2 protein-coding genes are annotated in these 2,038 nt (G+C 68.4%); one reads left to right on the top strand and one right to left on the bottom strand.

The annotated features are described in order from the left end of the window. On the top strand, positions 1 to 610 hold a 610-nt coding region (locus A612_RS10875), incomplete at its 5' end, for a Fe2+-dependent dioxygenase (RefSeq protein ID WP_019374511.1). 808 nt (positions 611 to 1,418) lie between these two features. Here the strand turns inward: A612_RS10875 and A612_RS10870 are convergent. After that, a partial coding sequence (locus tag A612_RS10870; RefSeq protein ID WP_040436647.1) for a lytic transglycosylase domain-containing protein occupies positions 1,419 to 2,038 on the bottom strand: 620 nt, incomplete at its 5' end.

Genomic DNA, 2,038 nt, shown 5'->3' with positions numbered 1-2,038 from the left:
CTGGCAGGACGGCGCCGCCACCGCCGGCACGCTCGCCCGGAGCGTCAAACGCAACCAGCAACTGGCCGATGGCAGCGAGCTGGCAGTGCGCCTCGGCCAGCACATCCTGCGCCGGCTGGCCGCCACGCCGCTGTTCATCAGTGCCGCGCTGCCGCGCACCATCTACCCGCCGAAGTTCAACCGCTACGCGGACGGCGGCACCTACGGCGCGCACGTGGACAGCGCGCTCATGTTCCTGCCCGGCAGCAGCCAGCAGATGCGCACCGACCTGTCGGCGACGCTGTTCCTGGCCGAACCCGAGGAGTACGACGGCGGCGAGCTGGAGGTCGAAGGGCCGTTTGGTGTGCAGACGGTGAAGCTGGCGGCCGGCGACATGGTGCTGTATCCGTCCAGCAGCCTGCACCGGGTGACGCCAGTGACGCGCGGGGCGCGCGTGGCGTCGTTCTTCTGGATCGAGAGCCTGGTGGCGGATGAAGGCGAGCGCACGTTGCTGTTCGACCTGGACCAGTCGGTGCAGCAGATCACGCCAGAGCTGGCGGCAGACGATATGCGGCTGGTGCAGTTGACGGGGGTGTATCACAACCTGTTGCGGCGCTTTGCCCGGACTTGAGGGCGGTTTTTGTCGTTTTCGCGGTGGGTGGGTTTGCGGTGGGGGACGGTGCTGGTGTTGGTGCGGTGCGGAGGTGGGGGGCCGGGTCTCGCCCCGGCGGGCGACCTACTTTCTTGTCGCACGACAAGAAAGTAGGCAAAGAAACGTGCCCCACGGCCTGCGACCCCCACGCTCTGCGAGCGCGGGGGCAACCTGTGGCGAAGTGCTGGCGGGGTGCGCTGCGTAACTCACTGCGCGCTGGCGCGCTCCGTTCAAACAGACGCAGCGAGTCAGAAAGCGAAGCATGCGCGCTCCGACGCGCATGCCACCCCGCCAGCACTCCGCCACAGGCGCATGCCTCAAGGGGTGGAAAACCGCGATACGGGCCATCGCTGCGCTCGGCCGCGTGGGCGCGGGCGCGCCGCGCCGCGAAAGCCAGGCCGAGCGCAGCGATGGCCCGTGCTGTCTCCGCATCCCCCTATGCCCGTACCGAGAAGCGCAGGGCGCAGGGCGGGCGCGTGAGCCGCAGGCACACGCGCTTCGTGATCTGACTTGCTGCGTCTGTCTGAACGGAGCGCTTGAAAAGCGCGCAGTGAGTTACGCAGCACCGCCCTGTGCCCGAGCATCGCAGGCTGCCCCGTAGCGCAGCGAAGGGGATACGGGCATCGGGGGCACGTTTCTTTGCCTACTTTCTTGTCGTGCGACAAGAAAGTAGGTCGCCCGCCGGGGCGAGACCCGGCCCCCACCTCCGCACCGCACCAACGCCCCAACCAGCCCCCACCGCAAACCCATCAGCCGCAAAAAACCCCAGGGAACCACAACCCAAAAGTCAAGGCAACTCCTTGCTCGGATCCTCCCCCGGCGCCACCCGCGGCCCCACCACCCCCAACCGTCCCTTGAGCGACTGCGGCCGCCCGGTGAGCACCGCCGCGTAGTTCACCGTATTGGCCAGCACCTTCTTCACATAATCCCGCGTCTCGGCAAAAGGCACGTTTTCCGCCCAGATCGCTCCCTCCAGCACCGGGCCGTTCCTCCAGTTGCGCGGCCGGCCCGGGCCGGCGTTGTAGGCCGCCGCCGCCAGCGGCATCGAACCCTCGAAATCGTCGAGCGCCAGCTTCAGGTAGGCCGTGCCGATGGTGATGTTGGTGTCGCGGTCGTTGATCTGGTCCGGCGTGAAGCCCTCCAGGCCGATCTTGCGCGCCGTCCAGCGCGCGGTGGCAGGCATCACCTGCATCAGCCCCGAGGCACCCACGCCCGAGCGCGCGTCCATGATGAAGCGGCTCTCCTGCCGGATCAGGCCATAGACGTAGGCCGGGTCGAGCCCGATCTGCTGCGTGCGCTCGAGCACGGCCGCGCGGTGCGGCATCGGAAAGCGCTGCGCCATGTCGATGCCGACCCGGGTGCGCTCGCTGGTGTTGATGCAGCGGTCCCAGACCTGGTGCTGGCAGG

Origin of the sequence: Melaminivora alkalimesophila, assembly GCF_000282995.1 — a bacterium.
GTDB lineage: Bacteria > Pseudomonadota > Gammaproteobacteria > Burkholderiales > Burkholderiaceae_C > Melaminivora > Melaminivora alkalimesophila.
The sequence above is the reverse complement of the archived record's forward strand: the minus strand, read 5'-3'. Positions and strand labels throughout refer to the sequence as shown.